This is a genomic window from Geothrix limicola (genome assembly GCF_030268085.1).
Lineage (GTDB): Bacteria > Acidobacteriota > Holophagae > Holophagales > Holophagaceae > Geothrix > Geothrix limicola.
This window is the reverse complement of record NZ_BSDE01000006.1, coordinates 227809-244211: the sequence shown is the minus strand read 5'-3', so window position 1 is coordinate 244211 and position 16403 is coordinate 227809. Positions and strand designations below refer to the sequence as shown.

The 16403-nt window shown below is 68.2% G+C and carries 11 protein-coding genes; 6 read left to right on the top strand and 5 right to left on the bottom strand.

The features are described from left to right. Position 1: 1 nt before the first annotated feature. A complete protein-coding gene (locus tag QSJ34_RS15330) occupies positions 2-646 on the bottom strand; it encodes a response regulator (protein ID WP_285576870.1) in 645 nt (214 codons plus the stop codon). Continuing rightward, positions 643-3612 (bottom strand): ligand-binding sensor domain-containing protein, encoded by a 2970-nt coding sequence (locus tag QSJ34_RS15325; protein ID WP_285576867.1) that lies wholly within the window; start codon positions 3610-3612, stop codon positions 643-645. Before QSJ34_RS15325 ends, QSJ34_RS15330 begins: the two co-directional genes overlap by 4 nt. 374 nt (positions 3613-3986) lie before the next feature. Between QSJ34_RS15325 and QSJ34_RS15320 the strand changes: the two genes are divergently transcribed. The 4 genes from QSJ34_RS15320 (at position 3987) to QSJ34_RS15305 (ending at position 9765) form a co-directional block, all read left to right on the top strand. Next, the gene (locus QSJ34_RS15320; protein ID WP_285576865.1) at positions 3987-7409 is read left to right on the top strand and encodes a CxxxxCH/CxxCH domain c-type cytochrome; all 3423 of its coding nucleotides are present in this window, start codon (positions 3987-3989) and stop codon (positions 7407-7409) included. A gap of 39 nt (positions 7410-7448) precedes the next feature. Next, positions 7449-7799, top strand: a complete 351-nt coding sequence (locus tag QSJ34_RS15315; protein ID WP_285576864.1) for a c-type cytochrome — start codon at positions 7449-7451, stop codon at positions 7797-7799. A gap of 13 nt (positions 7800-7812) precedes the next feature. Continuing rightward, positions 7813-8682: a DUF5777 family beta-barrel protein gene (locus QSJ34_RS15310; RefSeq protein ID WP_285576862.1), complete on the top strand. Its 870-nt coding sequence runs from the start codon at positions 7813-7815 to the stop codon at positions 8680-8682. A 108-nt stretch (positions 8683-8790) separates the two neighbouring features. Then, positions 8791-9765 carry a hypothetical protein gene (locus tag QSJ34_RS15305; protein WP_285576860.1) on the top strand — a complete coding sequence of 325 codons (975 nt, stop codon included), beginning with the start codon at positions 8791-8793 and terminating at the stop codon, positions 9763-9765. 50 nt (positions 9766-9815) lie between these two features. On the opposite strand, the gene alaS is transcribed toward QSJ34_RS15305, so the two are convergent. Genes alaS through purH form a run of 3 tightly spaced genes read right to left on the bottom strand, consistent with a single transcriptional unit; the run spans position 9816 to position 14436 of the window. Further along, complete coding sequence (gene alaS / locus QSJ34_RS15300; protein ID WP_285576859.1) at positions 9816-12437, bottom strand: alanine--tRNA ligase; 2622 nt, start codon at positions 12435-12437, stop codon at positions 9816-9818. Between the two features lie 46 nt (positions 12438-12483). Beyond that, positions 12484-12879, bottom strand: a complete 396-nt coding sequence (locus QSJ34_RS15295; RefSeq protein ID WP_285576858.1) for a GxxExxY protein — start codon at positions 12877-12879, stop codon at positions 12484-12486. Between the two features lie 12 nt (positions 12880-12891). Then, positions 12892-14436 carry a bifunctional phosphoribosylaminoimidazolecarboxamide formyltransferase/IMP cyclohydrolase gene (purH, locus tag QSJ34_RS15290; protein ID WP_285576856.1) on the bottom strand — a complete coding sequence of 515 codons (1545 nt, stop codon included), beginning with the start codon at positions 14434-14436 and terminating at the stop codon, positions 12892-12894. 115 nt (positions 14437-14551) lie between these two features. Here purH and QSJ34_RS15285 point away from each other — a divergent pair, with 115 nt between their 5' ends. Beyond that, on the top strand, positions 14552-14881 hold the full coding sequence (locus tag QSJ34_RS15285) for a hypothetical protein (protein ID WP_285576854.1): 330 nt from the start codon (positions 14552-14554) through the stop codon (positions 14879-14881). A gap of 59 nt (positions 14882-14940) precedes the next feature. Beyond that, the gene (locus tag QSJ34_RS15280) at positions 14941-16401 is read left to right on the top strand and encodes an NADH-quinone oxidoreductase subunit G (protein ID WP_285576853.1); all 1461 of its coding nucleotides are present in this window, start codon (positions 14941-14943) and stop codon (positions 16399-16401) included. Positions 16402-16403 lie beyond the last annotated feature (2 nt).

The window sequence follows — 16403 nt, the reverse complement described above, 5'->3', positions numbered from 1 at the left end:
ATCAGTTGGGCAGGTGGATGAGCCCGCGCTTGAAGGCGATGACGGCGGCCTCGGTGCGGTCCTTGGCCTGGAGCTTCCGCAGCAGGTTGTTCACGTGGATCTTCACCGTGGGTTCGGCCAGGCCGAGGATGTCGGCGATCTCGCGGTTGCGCTGCCCTTCGGCGAGCAGCTTCAAGACGTCGAGTTCGCGGGGGGTCAGCCGCTCGGCCTCGATGCCCTCCAGCAAGCGGGCTGCGGTGGCGGGAGGCAGGTAGCGCTGGCCCGAGGCCACGGCGCGCACGGCCTCGATGAGGATGGCCCGGCGCACGCTCTTGAGCAGGTAGCCGCGGGCCCCGGCCTCCAGGGCCCGCTGGATGTCCGCGTCGCCGTCGAAGGTGGTCAGCACGAGGATGGCGGCCTCGGGATCCTCGCGGCGGATGGCCTGGATGGCCTCCACGCCGGTCTGGCCCGGCAGCTGAAGATCCATGATGACGACGGTGGGTCGCAGGTTCCGCCAGGCTTCCACGGCCTCCTTGCCGTCCCCGGCCTCGCCCACCACTTCGAGGTCGGGCTCGCCTTCGTGAAGGATGGATACGAGGCCGTCGCGCACCACCGGGTGGTCATCCACGATGAGGAGTCGGATGCGGTCGGATGGGTTTGTGGTCATGGTCGCCACCTCCGGGTGGGCAGGGTGATGGTAATGCGGGAACCGAGGCCTTGGCTGGTGTCGATATCCAGGCGGCCACGCAGCTGCTTGATGCCCTCGCGGATGCTGCGCATGCCGTAGCCTGCCACGTCGGCCGAGGGATCGAAGCCCTTGCCGTCGTCCTCGACGCTGAGGCTCACCTGGTGGGGCTCGAACTGCAGCACCGCGCGCACCCAGCGTGCCTTGCCGTGGCGCAGGGCATTGGTGAGCAGTTCCTGGGCCATGCGCAGAAGCTCTTCCTCGAGGCGTTCGCGGAGGCGCCGCGGCTGGCCCGTGACCGCCAACTCCACCTGGATGTCCGTGCCCGCCAGCAGCCGATCCGAGAGCAGGCGGATGGCGCCCAGGAGGTCGGTCCCTTCGGGTTTGCGGGGACGGAGGGCCATGACGGAGCGCCGGGCCTCCTGCAGGCTGCTGACGGCCAGGTTGCGTGCATGCTCGATGCGCGTGAGCACAGGCGTCGCGTCCCCCTGCAGGCGGGCCAGCTTGGCCTCGGCGGCCTCCAGCTGGAGCAGCACGCCGGTGAAGCCCTGGGCCAGGTGATCGTGGATCTCGCGGGCCATGCGATTCCGCTCCGACAGCACCGCCGACCGCGCCTCCAGCTGCTGCAGCCGGAGGTGGTGCAGCCAGCCTCCGAAGGCGAGGATGACCAGGCCGCAGAGGACCCAGAAGACGGGGCGCTGGTAGAGGAAGGGCTGGACGATGACATCGATGGCGCCTTCCTGGGCGGAGCCGGCCTCGTCGAGACGCCAGGCCTGCAGCACGAAGCGGTACGAGCCCGGGGGAAGGTTGGAGTAGGCGGAGAAGCGGCGATCCCCCACGTCGTTCCAGGTGCGTTCCCAGCCCTCGAGCCGGTAGCGGAAGCGGACCTTGTCGGCCCGCGTCAGGGAGGTGGCGGTGTAGTAGACCTCGAAGCGGTGGGTGCCCGCCGGAACGCGGATGGGGCGCAGGTCCGGGAGCACGGTCTCATCGCTTTCGGCCTTCAGGAAATGGAGGCGCAGCGGCGGTCCCTGGGGCGCGGCGGCTCGGCCATCCAGGCGCGCCAGGCCCCGGGTGGTGGGGAAGTACAGATCCCCCTCGCGGACGAGCCAGGCGGCGGGCTGGGCGCCCCCGGCGGTTTCCCGGGAGGGCATGCCGTCGTGGTGATCGAAGACGACGGCGGGCATGGCGCCCGGCTGATCGAGACCGTTCAGGAGGACGTCGCGGGGGATCTGGTACACGCCCTGGACCGTGCTCAGCCACAGGCGGTGGGCGGTGTCTTCGAGGATGGCGTGGATGGCCAGGCGCAGGGGGCCGAGACCCTCGCCGAAGGTCTGGAACTGGCCGTTCCCGTAGCGCCGCAGGCCATCGACGGTCCCGATCCAAAGGGAGCCGTTCCGATCCAGATGAAGCGAGAGGACGCCGCTGGACCCCAGGCCTTCGGCCCGCCCCAGCCAGCGGATCTGGCCCTCTTCGAGCAGGCCCAGGCCCTGGGTCCGGCTCGCCAGGTACAGGGGGTCCGGACCGCCTCCCGCCAGGGCCAGCACGCCGGAGACCGCGGGAAACAGGAGAGGCGCCGCGCCCGGGGCCAGTTTGAGGAGGCCGCGCCGCGAGGTGGCCACCCACAGGATCTGATCGGGAGCTTCGTAAAGCGAAAGGATCGCGTCGGTGCTGAGCCCATCCGCCGGTCGGAAGCGCCGGAAGCGCCCCTGCTCCAGCACGTGCAGCTCGCCGTTCTGGGTTCCCACCCACAGGCCGCCGGCGGCCCGGGGCCAGATGGACGTGATCGGAGCGCCGGGATTCGCGGGCCGCATCCGTTCGAGACGCCCGTCCCGCACCCGGCCCAGGCTCTGGTTTCCGGTGAGACACCACACGGTGCCTTCGGTGTCCTGGCAGACCATGCGCGCGGGTTCCTCGGGATCGGCGCCGAGGATGGGCATGGCCTGGAAGGGCACCGGGAACAGGACCTCCAGGCCGCGCTCCTCGCTGCCGGACCAGAGGGCGCCCGAACTGTCCTCCAGCAAGGCGAGCGGCGTTCGCGGCGCGGCGCGGCCTCTGGGCGAAGCTTCCCAACGTCCCTCAGGATTGCGGCGGAACAGCCCGCCCTGTTCGAGGCCGACCCAGAGACTGCCCTCCCGATCCAACAGCAGGGAACTGACGGCCTTTCGTGGGAGGCTCCGCGCCCAGGCGGGCGGTTCCAGCCGGCCATCGGATAACGTGAGCAGGCCCTGGGAGCGGGTTCCCACGAGGATGCCGCCCTCCTTGGGGGTTTCCACGGCCGTGATGTCCGCCGCCGTCAGGGCGGCGAGCACGAGCCGGCCCTCCCGGAGGCGCCAGAGGCCTGATCCGGCCGTGCCCGCCCAGAGGGTGCCATCGGCATCCGTGGCCAGGGCGCGGATGCGCAGGTGGACGGCATCCGAAGGCACGGACTGGAACCGGGTGCCGTCGAAGCGCAGCAGGGGGCCCTCGGTGGGCGCGGCCCACAGGGTGCCATTGCGGTCCCGGAGCAGGCGCAGGATAGGGTGCCCGGGCAGGCCTTCGGCCACGCCGAACACGCGGATCTCGCCGTGGACCAGGCGGTAGAGACCCGGTTCGGAGGTGCCGATCCAGAGGGCGCCGTCGGCCCCTTCGGCCAGGCCCTGGACGGCGTTGTGTTCGAAGCCCGGCAGGTTGAGGCGGGAATAATGATCGAAGGTCGCGCCATCGAAGCGGACCAGGCCCGCCCCGGTGCCGATCCACAGGAAGCCGTCCCGTGATTCGAGCAGGGCCGAGGCCGTGTCCTGGAGCAGGCCGTCCTCGCTGCGCCAGGTGTGCTGGGCCAGGGTGGCGAGGGGTCGCGCCGGATCCAGGGCGGAAGCCGTGACGGAACCTCCCAGCCATGACAGGACGATGACCAGGCCTCTCAGGAATCCCCAGGGGGAAGGGCGTTTGCTTGCCACTCGTGCGCGCATGGAAGCTGCAGATTAGGCCATCGCCGTTCCCGGAGCAATGGAAAGGGATTAGTCCGAAAGATCTAACAATAAGATTCCAATCAGGATATGGGCAAGGCGTGGCGAACGCGTGATACTTGGGTCACTCACTTGTTTGAGCCCGTTGGTTTCGCGAAGGCATCCTCGATGCCTCATCCTTCTTGGCTTTTTTGAAGATGAGACAAAAGGCCTTCCCAGACTTCAGTTTTTCCGTTGCAAACCGATGACAAAGGGTAAATCCGTCGTTTTCTTCCCGTTCTTACCTGGCAGCGAAGGTTTCGCTGCCGCATGTCTTACCGGGTGTCGCCATGAACAGGTCTTGGAATCGAAACGGGCTATCGGGACTCCTCGGTGCGATGGCCGTGGCCTTGTTCGCGGCCTTCGCTTTCACGGGCTGCGGAAGCGGGAAGGCGGCTTCCAGTCCCGCGCAGTATTACGGCGACTACCACCCTGCGGGCTGGATCAATGCCCACGCGGGCCAAGCGGTGGCGGGCATCGACGCGTGCCGCCGCTGCCATGAGATCTCCATCCTGAAGGTGGGCAGTGGCGTGCCCACCTGCATGACGACGGGCTGTCATCACCAGGCCACGCCGGGATTCGCCGATCCCGCCATTCACGGCGTGCGCGCCAAGATGGCCGCCGACGCCACCACGGGCGGCAGCCTCGTCTCCTGCCAGATCTGCCACGCCAAGGACTTCACGGGCGGCGCTTCCGCCAATGCCTGCAGCAGCTGCCACGGCGTGAGCGCGCCGCACCCGCCCAAGCCGTGGCGCAGTTCCGGCGGATCCGCCTACACGCACAGCACGACCGATCCCTCCAACGCCGCCGTCTGCGCGCAGTGCCACTATGCCGGTTCACCCAACAACCCCGCGGGACATCCCGCCACGCCGGCCCCGGCGGGTACCCAGCCGGGCTGCTACAACGCGACCCTCTGCCACGGGACCAACACCGCGCCGCACCCCGTGCCCTTCCTGGCCGGGCAGACCGATTCCAAGGCGAACGGCCACCTGACGGTCACCGCGGCGGCCTTCGCCTCGGACTGCGCCACCTGCCACGCCTATTCCGGTACGGCGCCCTTGGCCTCGGCTCCGCTCTGCAACGTCTGCCACCAGCTGGCCGATCCCACGGCCGCGGGCACCCAGGCCGGCACCTGCCTCTCCTGCCACACGGGCGCCTCAGGGCTGCCCAGCGGGCCCGGCGGTTCGGCCTTCCCCAGCCAGGCCGGGGCCCACGCGAAGCACATGGCCCTCGCCACGGCCCTCACCTGCGACACCTGCCACGCGGGCAGCGGCACGGGCACGACCACCCACTACACCAATGCCAACGCCCGCCTGGGGACTCCGGCGGGCCCGGCCTCCGTGTCGATCGATACGACCTTCACGGCGAAGACCGGCGGAAACCCGGCGTTCACGCCGGCCTCGCTCACCTGCTCCAACGTGAGCTGCCATGGGGGCCAGGCCACGCCGGCTTGGCAGGGCGGCACCCTCAACACCAGCACCCAATGCACCGCCTGCCACGCCGTGGCCGCCAGCGCAGGAACCACCACCCAGTACAACGACGCCTTCGGGCGCCACAGCATCGGCACCCACAACGCCACCGTCCCAGCCAACGCCATCGCCTGCACCACCTGCCACAACATGGCCAACGGCTCACCCGGCGCCCTGGCTCACTTCAAGTACCTCAACACCCAGGCGGTGGATGGCGTCGCCACCGGCACGCCCGCCGATCAGCTGCCCAGCGGCACCATCGTCTTCGATCCGGCCATCGTGTCCGCGCCGGGCACGTACACCGTGACGAGCGCCACCCAGGGCAACGGCAGCTGCGCCCTGACCTGCCATACGCACATCCACAACGGCGCGCCGCTCGACACGTGGACCTCCAGTGGCGCGCCCCATCCCGTGCCCTTCCTGGCGGGCAATACGGATACGCAGGGCAATGGCCACCTGACGGTGACCGCCACGGCCTTTGCCGCGGACTGCGCCACCTGCCACGCCTATTCGGGCGCCTCGCCCATCGCCGGCGCGCCGCTCTGTTCGGTCTGCCACACCCTGGCGGATCCCACCGTCGCCGCTACAGGCACCGGCACCTGCCTCTCCTGCCACGCGGGCCCCAGCGGCATTCCCGCCGGCCCCACGGGCACGGCCTTCCCCAGCATCGCGGGCGCCCACGCCAAGCACATGGGCCTACCGACGACCCTGAGCTGCGACACCTGCCACGCCAATGCGGGCACCGGCACCACCACCCACTACAACAACGCCAACGCCCGGGTGACGGTACCGACGGGACCCGCCACCGTGAGCATCGATGCGACCTACAACGCCCAGAGCGGCGGCACGGCGGGCTTCAACGCCTCCTCCATGACCTGCTCGGCCTCGAGCTGCCACGGGGGCCAGACGACGCCCAACTGGCGGACCGGCACCATCACCTCGACTTCCCAGTGCGCGCTTTGCCACGCGATCAACGGGGGCACCACCACCGCCCAGTTCAACGATGCCGTCGGCCGCCACGCCTGGGGCACCCACTCCAGCGCCGCCACGCTCGACTGCACCATCTGCCATGACATGAGCAGCGCGAACACCAGCAACGGCGCCGTGAACCACTTCGCGGAACTGAACACGCCGGCCGTCAGCAGCACCAACAAGCTGCCCAGCGGCACCATCAAGTTCAAGCTCACCAACAGCACCTACCCCATCACCGGGGCGGCGACCTACGACGTGACGACCTCGCCCTTCACCGAAGGGGATGGCGGCTGCGCGCTCACCTGCCACAACCAGAACCACGTGCCCGCCACCAACCACTGGGCCGCGCCCAAGGGTTCGGGTGTCGCGCATCCGGTACCCTTCCTGAGCACGGACACCAGCACCGGCGGGAACCATCACCAGACCCTCACCCTCGCCCAGTTCAACGGCGAATGCATCAACTGCCATGACCTGAGCGGCTCCGCTTCCACCAAGACCGGGCCCGTCTGCTCCATCTGCCACACCCTGGCCGATCCCACGGCCCCGGCCACGGGCGCCGGCACCTGCCTGTCCTGCCACGTGGGCGCCAGCTTTGGTACCCAGGGGCCCACGGGCGGCGCCTGGCCCAGCCTGCAGGGTGCCCATCCCAAGCACCTGGCGCTCTCGACCTTCACTCGCACCTCGCCCGCGCTTCCGTCCACGCTGACGGTCTCGGCGTATCCAGTTTGTGAAGCCTGCCACGTGGGCTCCGTGCCGGGGGATACCGCTCAGACCCACTACAGCAACGCCAACAAGCGGGTGACCACGCCCATCAGTTCGGGCCCTGCCTCCGTGGCCATCGTGCCCACCTTCAACGCCCAGTCTGGCACCGCGGGCACGACGGCCAGCGCCACGGCCTTCACCTGCTCCAACGTCAGCTGCCACGGCGGCCAGACGACGCCGGGATGGCAGACGGGAACCATCACCAAGAACGCCACGACCTACTGCAACGCCTGCCACGTGGTCGGTGCGGCGCAGTACAACGCGCCGACGGGGCGCCACAACAATCCGACCGAGCACAAGCAGACTTGCGACTACTGCCACGACATGACCCAGGCCAAGCCCGGGGCCCAGAACCACTTCAAGTACCTCGACACGACGGCTGTCAGCGGGGTCAGCGGCACGCCTTCGGATCAGTACCCGAGCGACACCATCCTGTTCGGACCCAATGTCACCGGCGCACGCACCTACACCGTGACCAGCAGCACCCAGGGCCGCGGCGGCTGCGCGCTGACCTGCCACTCGCAGACCCACACGACCTCGGGCAACACCTGGAACTAAGTCCTACCCAGCTCTCTCACCACCCCTATCGGAGGCCTCATGCGCCGCATTCTCCTTTCCTCTCTCGTTCTCGCCGGGGCCACCCTGATCGCCGGCGATCCCGCCAAGGACCTGCCCAAGTTCCAGGGCGGCGATCTGCAGAAATACTGGATGGATGCCTGTGCCCGCTGCCACGGCGTCAACGGCAACGGCCGCGACAACAGTGGCAAGCAGCTTCCGGACGCGGGCTTCGACTTCACGGACAGCCGCAAGGCCAACAAGAAGAAGGACGCCGACTGGGTGAAGGTCACCATGGAGGGCAAGGACAAGATGCCGGCCTTCAAGGACAAGATGGCCCAGGCGGATGCCGAGAAGATGATCGCCATCCTGCGCAAGTTCTCCGCCAAGTAGGCCGGGAGCCGCGATGACACGGAAACACGCTCCCCTGCTCGCCTGTGCCCTGCTGGCCGGGGGAGCGCTTCACGCCGAATCGTCCGAGTATCCGCTCGTGATCAACCTGCCTTCCGCCGAGCGGATGCAGTACTGGGACTTTGGCGTGGCCTTCACCCACCGCTTCATCCAGCCCGTGAAGGATCACGGCAAGGATGTCTACGGCCTGGATGGCTACACCTACGCGGGCCTGGGCCTCACCTTCGGAATCAAGCCCGTGCCCGGGCTGAACGCCTTCATCTACCGCACGGCGGACAACAAGACCTTCACCGTCGGCTTGCAGCAGCAGGTCCTGAACGGAGAGCGGGTGCGGATGGCCGTGCGAGGCGAGCGCTTCGACGAGGTGGTGAAGCAGACCCTGACGCCCCTCGGCAAGGTGGGCATCAGCGGCGCCGCGTTCCAGGTGCCCACCGAGATCTTCATCACCGACGACATCATCTTTTCGCTCGTGCCCACCTACATCACGCGGACGACGACCACTGACACCGTGCTCATCGCGGCCCCGGGCGAGCCGCCCAAGACGACGCCGAACAGGGGCGGCGTGTTCAATGTGGGCCTCGGCCTGCGCATCGGCTTCACCGAGAAGTTCTCCTTCGTCAGCGAGTACTACCCGCGGCCTTCGAAGCTCGCCAAGGCGGCCCCGGGCGGCATTACGGATGGCACCACGTACCAGAACGGTTTCGCGGCGGGCTTCTCGTACAAGACCTTCAAGCACCGCTTCACCGTGGTCGGCACCAACGCCAGCGGCACCACCGCCAACCAGGTGATGAGCGGCGACTACGGCGGCGGACCCCGGTCCTCGTCGAACTGGTCCATCGGTTTCAATGTGGCTCGCGTCTTCTGACATGAACGAGGGGGGACCGCCCGGGCTAGCGCCCTCTGCGTCCCCCCACGTGCACCCCCACCTGGTGTCCGGGCCAAGCCCGGCCATCAGGTCTGATCCAGGATTCCTATGATCGCCTCTCCCCTGATCGAGCTCATCGCACGGGAACATCCCGCCTTCGTCCACATCCCCCTGGGGCTCGTGGCCGTGCTGCCCCTGGCCATGCTGGCCTCCTTCAACGCCCGGCACGGCCGGGTGCTGACGGGCACCTCCTTCTTCCTCGCGGGGATCGGCTGGCTGGCCAGCAGCCTGGCCCTGTTCAGCGGGCTCGTGTGGGGGCGCCAGATCAACCTCATCGCTCCTTCGGGCTACCTGCCCGTGGTGGCCAGCGAGAAGCAGGTGCTGCAGCGCATCCTCCAGGTGCATATCCTGGCGGCGGTCTCGGGCTTCCTCGTGGGCGGCGTCTGCGTGTTCCTCCTGTGGCGAGTCTGGCGGCAGAACTTCAGTTCCGACGCGAGCTCTGATCACCGCCACGCCGGTCGCCGTTTCTGGGAGCGGGGCGTGGGCGCGCCCGCGCTGCTCATGGCCGTGATCTGGCTGGGCTGTTGGGGTTTCAGCGGCAAGCTCGGCGGCATCATGGTCTTCGGCAACGAGGCCACCAACAAGGCCGCCGCCGAGGCCGACGCGGCCAAGCGCAATGACGCCGAGGCCGACCTGCCCATCCGGGCTCTCGACTACGCCAGCCTCGAACCGGCCGACACCGCGCCCAGCCGCAGCAAGGCCCACGGCGATCGCTGGCGGCGCATCTGGGTGACGGCCTCGGGTATTGACGCCTACAAGGCCGGCAAGCCCCTGCCGCCGGGCGCCTATGCCGTCATGTCCACCTTCACGGACGATAAGGGCAAGCCCAGCACCGAGCCCGGGCCCCTCTACATGAAGGAGACCAAGGGCGACGGCACCACGGCCTTCGCCTTCTACTGGCCCCGGGTACCCGAGGCCCTGCAGAAGGATTTCGGCGGCGACAGCGTCTACTGGCGCAGCCCCGATCCCAAGCTGGCCACCTGCCTCGGCTGCCACGAAAAGGGCGGCGCGGCGACGAAGTAAGGTGGTCTCGGGATTGAGGCCACGTCGTCGGTTGATCCTTATTTGTAGTTCTACAGCGCGGCGCGAAGGGCCTGGAGCGCCTCGGGCAGGCCGGCGGGGTTGGAGCCGCCACCCTGGGCCAGATCCTTCTTGCCGCCGCCCCGGCCGTTGAGGGCGGGGAGCATGGTCTTGAAGAGGGTGCCGGCGTCGTAGGGCAGGTCCGGAGACACGGCCACGAGGGCGGCCACCTTGTCCTCGGCGGTCTTGGAGGCCAGCACGATGACGGCGCTGGCGTGCCGCGTGCGGACCTGGTCCATGAACTCGCGCAGGGCGTTGCCTTCGAGGCCCTCGACCAGGGCGGTGACCAGGGTGTGGCCCTTCACCTGCTCCACCTGCTCGGCGCTGCCGCCGCCGCTGGCGGCCTTCAGCTTGGCCTCCTTCAGGTCGCGTTCGAGTTGGGCGATGCGCTGGTCTTTGGCTGCCAGCAGCTCGGGCAGAGCCTCGCGGTTGGCATTGGCCTGGCGGGAGAGGCCGTGGATCATGGCCTCGTCGGCCTGCAGCAGCTCCAGGGCCATCTCGCCGGCCACGGCTTCGATGCGGCGCACACCGGCGCTGACGGCGCCTTCGGAGATGATCTTCACCACGCCGATCTCGCCGGTGTTGGGCACGTGGGTCCCGCCACAGAGCTCGGTGGAGAAGCCGGGCACCTGCACGACGCGCACGACGTCGCCGTACTTCTCGCCGAAGAGGGCCATGGCGCCCGAGGCGAGGGCCTCGTCGATGTCCATCTCGCGGACCTTGGTGTCCATGGCCTTCAGGGCCTGGTGGGAGGCCAGTCGCTCGATCTCGGCGATCTGGGCGGGCTCCAGGGGGGCGAAGTGGGTGAAGTCGAAGCGCAGGCGCTGGGCATCCACCACGCTGCCGGCCTGCTTGACGTGGGTGCCGAGCACCTCGCGCAGGGCCGCGTGCAGCAGGTGGGTGGCCGTGTGGTGCGCCCGCACGCGGCGCCGGCGGCCGGCGTGCACGAGGGCGTTGACTGCCGTGTTCTCGATGAGGCTGCCCGTCACCACGACCTTGTGGAGGTGGCGCTTCTGGGCCGGGGCCGTGCAGTCCAGCACCTCGGCATGGCCGCCTTCGAAGCGCAGTTGGCCCGTGTCACCCACCTGGCCGCCGGACATGGCGTAGAAGGGGGTGCGGTCCAGCAGCACGTAACCCTCGCCGCTGAGCTGCTTGACGCGCTTGTGCCCGGCGTCGAAGAGGGCCACGACGTGGGCCTGGCTTTCGAGGTGGTCGTAGCCCGTGAAGCGCGTGGGCGGAAGGTCCGCCAGCACGGCGAGGTCGCCCGCCAGGCGCAGGTCGTGGGCCTTCATGGCGGCCCGGGCGCGGCTGCGCTGGGCGTTCAGCTCCTGCTGGAAGCCGGCCAGGTCCGCGGCGATGCTGCGTTCCCGGCACCAGTCCTCCACCAGGTCCACGGGAAAGCCGTAGGTGTCGTAGAGGCGGAAGATGTCCGAGCCCGACAGGGTGCCGCTGGAGACGTCGCTGGCTTCGAGGATCTTCAGGCCCGCGGACAGGGTGTGGCTGAACTGCTGCTCCTCGCGGTGGAGGGATTTCTGGATGCGCCCCATTTCCGCCAGCAGCTCGGGGTACTGATCGCCCATGGCCTGGAAGACGGCCGGCGCCAGGTCGGCGAAGAAGAGGCCTTCGATGCCGAGCTTCCGCCCGAAGCGCAGGGCGCGGCGGACGATCTTGCGCAGCACGTAGCCGCGGCCCTCGTTGCTGGGCACCACGCCGTCGTAGCACATGAAGGTCGCGGCGCGGATGTGGTCGGCGATGACCTGGGAGGCCGTGCGGTTCGCGTGCTCGCGGCGGTCCTCGGGGCGCACCTTGGCGGCCTTCCAGATGGCCTCGAAGATGGGTTCGAAGAGGTCGATCTCATAGTTCGTATCGACGCCCTGCAGGATGCTGGCCGTGCGCTCCAGGCCCATGCCCGTGTCGATGCTGGGCTTGGGCAGGGGGGCGAGGACGCCCTTCGCATCGCGTTCGTATTGCATGAAGACGAGGTTCCAGATCTCCATGACCCGGTCGCCTTCGCCGTTAGGCGTGGCGTCGCCGGGGATGTGGGCGCCGCGGTCGAAGTGCAGCTCCGAGCAGGGGCCGCAGGGGCCCGTGTCGCCCATCTGCCAGAAGTTGTCCTTCTTGCCGAAGCGCATGATGCGGTCCGCGGGAACGCCGGCGGCCTTCCACATGTCCTCGGCTTCGATGTCGGCGGGCACCCCGTCGGCGCCTTCGAAGACCGTCACCCACAGCCGGGAGGGATCCAGGCCCAGGCAGCCCTGGTCCACGGGCCCCGTGAGGAACTCCCAGGCGAAGCGGATGGCGTCGGCCTTGAAATAGTCGCCGAAGCTGAAGTTGCCGAGCATCTCGAAGAACGTGTGGTGACGGGCCGTGAAGCCCACCTGGTCGAGGTCGTTGTGCTTGCCGCCGGCCCGGAGGCATTTCTGGCTGGTGGTGGCGCGGCTGTAGTCGCGGTTCTCCTTGCCCAGGAAGACATCCTTGAACTGGATCATCCCCGAGTTCGTCCACATCACCGTCGGATCGTCCGCGGGCCCGATGACCGCGCTGGAAGCCACCCGGCGGTGCCCCTGGCGCTCGAAGTACTGAAGGAATCGCTGGCGGAGTTCAGAGGTTTTCATGTTTTAACCGCGAATGGCGCGAATGGGCGCGAATGAAAAGGAGATGTCACGAGAGGACGATGCGCGTCCAATCTAGCTTGGGTGCACCGAAATTCAGCAGAATAGCCAGGGGATGGGTCGTGGCTTTGAGGTAGTGCGTCGCCTGGGCACGTTCGATGTCTCCGAGTTTCTTGATGGCTTTCAATTCAACAATGATGCTCTCGTAGGCAATGAAGTCCGCACGATAGTCATGGCTGAGGCGTTGTCCCTTGTAGCTGATCGCGATGGCGGCTTCCCGTTTGAAAGGAATGCCTCGAGCCGAGAATTCGATCGCCAACGCATCGGCGTAGACGGCCTCTAGAAATCCGGAGCCGAGCGCAGAATGGACCTCCATGGCCGCACCGACGATGGCATAGGCTTCTTCGCCAAAGACCAAACCGTCATTCGCGCCCATTCGCGTCATTCGCGGTTCCAATCAATGACGGAAGTGGCGCATGCCGGTGAAGAAGAGCCAGACGCCGAGCTTCTGGGCGGCTTCGATGACCTCCTTGTCGCGCAGGCTGCCGCCGGGTTCGACGAAGGCGGTGACGCCGTGGCGGGCGGCCACTTCGAGGCCATCGGCGAAGGGGAAGAAGGCGTCGCTGCCCAGCACGGCGCCCTTGGCGCGGTCCCCGGCCTTGCGGCAGGCGATCTCCACGGAATCCACGCGGCTCATCTGGCCCGCGCCGATGCCCACGGTGGCGCCGTCTTTCACGAGCACGATGGCGTTGGACTTCACGGCCTTGGCCACGCGCTGGGCCAGCATGAGGTCCTCGGCTCGGGGCTTGGCGCCGGGGCCGCTGGCCTTGACCTCCCAGGCCTCGAAGGGCACGAAGGCGTCATCGGCCCGCTGCACCAAGTAGCCGCCGCCGATGGAGCGGGTGTCCAGGCCCTCGGCGCTCTGGGGCCAGTGGTCGGGCGTCTGCAGGAGACGCAGCTGCTTCTTGGCGGCAAAGACTTCCAGCGCCTCGCCGGTGAAGGCGGGGGCGAGGATGACTTCCCAGAAGTTCTGGGCCATGACCTGGGCCACTTCGGCGCCGATGGGGCGATTGAAGGCGACGATGCCGCCGAAGGCGCTGACGGGATCGCCGGCCTGGGCGCGCATGAAGGCTTCCAGGGCGTGGGGGCCCTGGCCCACGCCGCAGGGGTTGTTGTGCTTGACGATGACGCAGGCCGGGGCCGGGAACTGCCAGACCAGGCGGGCGCAGGCGTCAGCGTCCAGCAGGTTGTTGAAGCTCAGCTCCTTGCCCTGGTGCTGGATGCAGGAGGCCATGCCCTGGGCCGGACGCCCGGGCTCGACGTAGAAGGCCGCGGGCTGGTGGGGGTTTTCGCCGTAGCGGAGGCCCTGCTTCTGCACCAGGTTCAGGCAGAGGTGGTGGGGCAGGTCGGCGCCCTTCTTCGAGATCAGTTCCCGCTCCATCCAGCCCGAGATGGCGGCGTCGTAGGCGGCTGTCCGGCGGAAGGCCTCCAGGGCGCAGCGGCGGCGATCCTCCAGGCTCCAGGTGCCCGACTGCAGCTTCTCCAGGAAGGGGGCGTACTGGTCCGGATCGGTCAGCACCGTGACCGAGGCGTGGTTCTTGGAGGCGCTACGGATCATGCTCGGGCCGCCGATGTCGATCTGCTCGATGGCCTCGGCGGCGGTGACGCCTTCGCGGGCGATGGTGGCTTCGAAGGGATAGAGGTTGATCACGACGAGATCGATGGGCTCGATACCCTGGGCCTTGGCGTCGGCCACGTGGTCCGCCAGGTCGCGGCGGAAGAGCAGGCCGCCGTGGATGCGGGGGTGCAGGGTCTTCACTCGGCCATCGAAGCATTCGGGGGCGCCGGTGTAGGCGGCGACCTCCAGGGCTTCGAGCTTGGCCTCCTGCAGGGTGCGCAATGTGCCGCCCGTGGCGAGCAGCCGCCACCCCTGGGCCAGCAGGCCTTCCGCCAGGGGGATGAGCCCCGTCTTGTCATACACCGAGATCAATGCCGTCGGCATGGTCCGCCCCCTGAACCCTTGATTTTCCCACGCTCTCCGCCCTTCCGGAAGGGCAGGATGTCCAGGTTTGGGTTCGGAACGAAGCCGGCCGAAGAGGGGATCGAGGGAGGCCCGCATGGATGTCCAGGTCGAAGTGCAGTTCACGGTCCAGCACACCCTGGAGCAGCTGAAGGCCGAGTTCGTGAAGCGGGGCCACATCCCCGACTGGCACACGCCCGAGGATGGCGGCGCCCCGGACCTGTTCTTCGAGACCAAGCTGGTGAGCCTCACCCTGTCCTCGGAAAAGGACCGGGCCGCCTGGTTCGTCTTCTCCCTGGAGGCCACGGGCGAGTTGCGCAAGCGGGTGGTCATTCCGAATGTGATTCCCGCCACAGTGAACGTGGATATCCCGGATCTGGAGGATTTCCTGGATTTCTGCCGGCGGTGCATGGTCGGGGCCGTCTGAAGCCCCCACCTTTACCTTCCAGGCGCCAAGCCTCATTCTGATAGGCCTGGAGTGGGCCCATGCCGACGATCAAGATCAACGACGTTGAAATGAGCGTGAACCCCGGCACCCTCGTGCTGGACGCCTGCCGCACCGTCGGCATCGACATCCCCCACTACTGCTACCACCCGGCCCTCAGTCCCGTGGCCACCTGCCGCATGTGCCTGGTGGAGATCAAGGGCCAGCCCAAGCTCGCCACCAGTTGCACCACCACGGTGCCGCCCGCGCCCAAGGACAATCCGGACGCGGTGGTGATGGAGGTCTTCACCAACACGCCCGCCGTGGCCGATGCCCGGGCCGGCGTGATGGAATTCCTGCTCATCAACCACCCCCTGGACTGCCCCATCTGCGACCAGGCCGGCGAATGCAAGCTGCAGGACTACTCGTACAGCTACGGCAGCGGCGACTCCCGCATGGCCGAGGTGAAGCGGCGCTACCGCTACGAGGACCTGGGCGCCAAGATCGTCATCGACAAGAACCGCTGCATCCACTGCACCCGCTGCGTGCGCTTCACGAAGGAGATCAGTGGCGGTTCCGAGCTGACCGTGGCCTCCCGCGGTTCGCACCTGGAAGTCACCACCTTCGCGGGCAAGAGCATGGATCAGAACCCCTATGCCGGCAACGTGGTGGACCTCTGCCCGGTGGGCGCCCTGACGAGCCGCGACTTCCGCTTCAAGAAGCGGGTCTGGTACCTCAAGAGCGTGCCCTCCATCAGCCGCCACTCGGCCCTGGGCAGCCCCATCTGGATCGATCACGAAGGCAACGAGATCCACCGCTTCCGTCCCCGGCCCCTCGAGGGCAAGGAGACGACCCACTTCATCAGCGACGAGGAGCGCTACGCCTACAAGCGCTACAACCGCGCGGGCCAGGCCCCCGTGCCCACGCTGAAGGGCGTGCCGGCATCGCTGGACGCCATCCGCGAGGCCCTGCAGGCCGCCGGTCCCATGTCCGGTACTACGGCGGTCATCGGCCAGGGCACCTTCGGCTGCGACGCGGCCCAGCGCCTGGGTGAACTCGCCACCTCGGCGGACCTGCGCTTCGGCAGCGGCGACAAGACCATCCCCGTGGTGCTGCCCAAGTACCAGACCAGCGCCGACGGCATCCTGAACCGCCGTGGCTTCACGGAGCGGGGCTTCCGCTTCGGCGCCCTCGAGGAGCTGCTCGCCAAGGTGCAGTCAGGTGCCGTGAAGGCCGTGGTGCTCCTGCACGATGTCGCCTTCACCAGCGACAAGGAAAGCGAGTTGCTGGGCCAGATCCTCAAGGCCGCCGCCTTCAGCCTGGCGCTGGAAACCGAGGCCTCGGCCCTGGGCCGCGCCGCCACGGCCTGGCTGCCCATCACCTCCTTCGCCGAGGAGAGCGACTTCATCATCAACCACGACGGGGAGCTGCGCCGCTACCAGAAGGCCCTGCAGGCGCCCAAGGGCGTCCGCACCGTGCCCGCCTGGGTGAAGGACCTGGCCGGCGTTCCCGCGACTGTCTAATT